General features: G+C 44.4%; 1 protein-coding gene. It reads right to left on the bottom strand.

From position 1 onward, the window contains the following. Nucleotides 1-304 (bottom strand): uracil-DNA glycosylase (locus C1E99_RS12590; protein WP_238146245.1); only part of this gene is annotated, 304 nt, incomplete at both ends.

Below are 304 nucleotides of genomic sequence, written 5' to 3'. Positions count from 1 at the left end.
GTTTTGGATTGGTTATCAACGCCTTTTTCTTGCGAGCATAAGCACCCCAAAGAATATAGACAACAGGCTGGTCTAAGCTATTGACCACCTTAATAACAGCGTCCGTAAAAGGCTCCCAGATTTGCCCTGCATGTCCATTTGCCTGCCCTGCTGGAACAGTTAAACAAGCATTGAGCAAAAGCACACCTTGTTCCGCCCATGCTGTCAAATCATGATCTTGTTTGACGCCAATATCATCCGTCAATTCTTTTAAAATGTTTTGAAGAGATGGCGGAGCTGGTACCGAGTTCGGAACAGAAAATGA

It is taken from the genome of Streptococcus suis (assembly GCF_002964045.1).
In the GTDB taxonomy this organism is placed as follows: Bacteria; Bacillota; Bacilli; order Lactobacillales; family Streptococcaceae; genus Streptococcus; species Streptococcus suis_U.
This window is presented reverse-complemented; position numbering and strand designations above follow the sequence as displayed.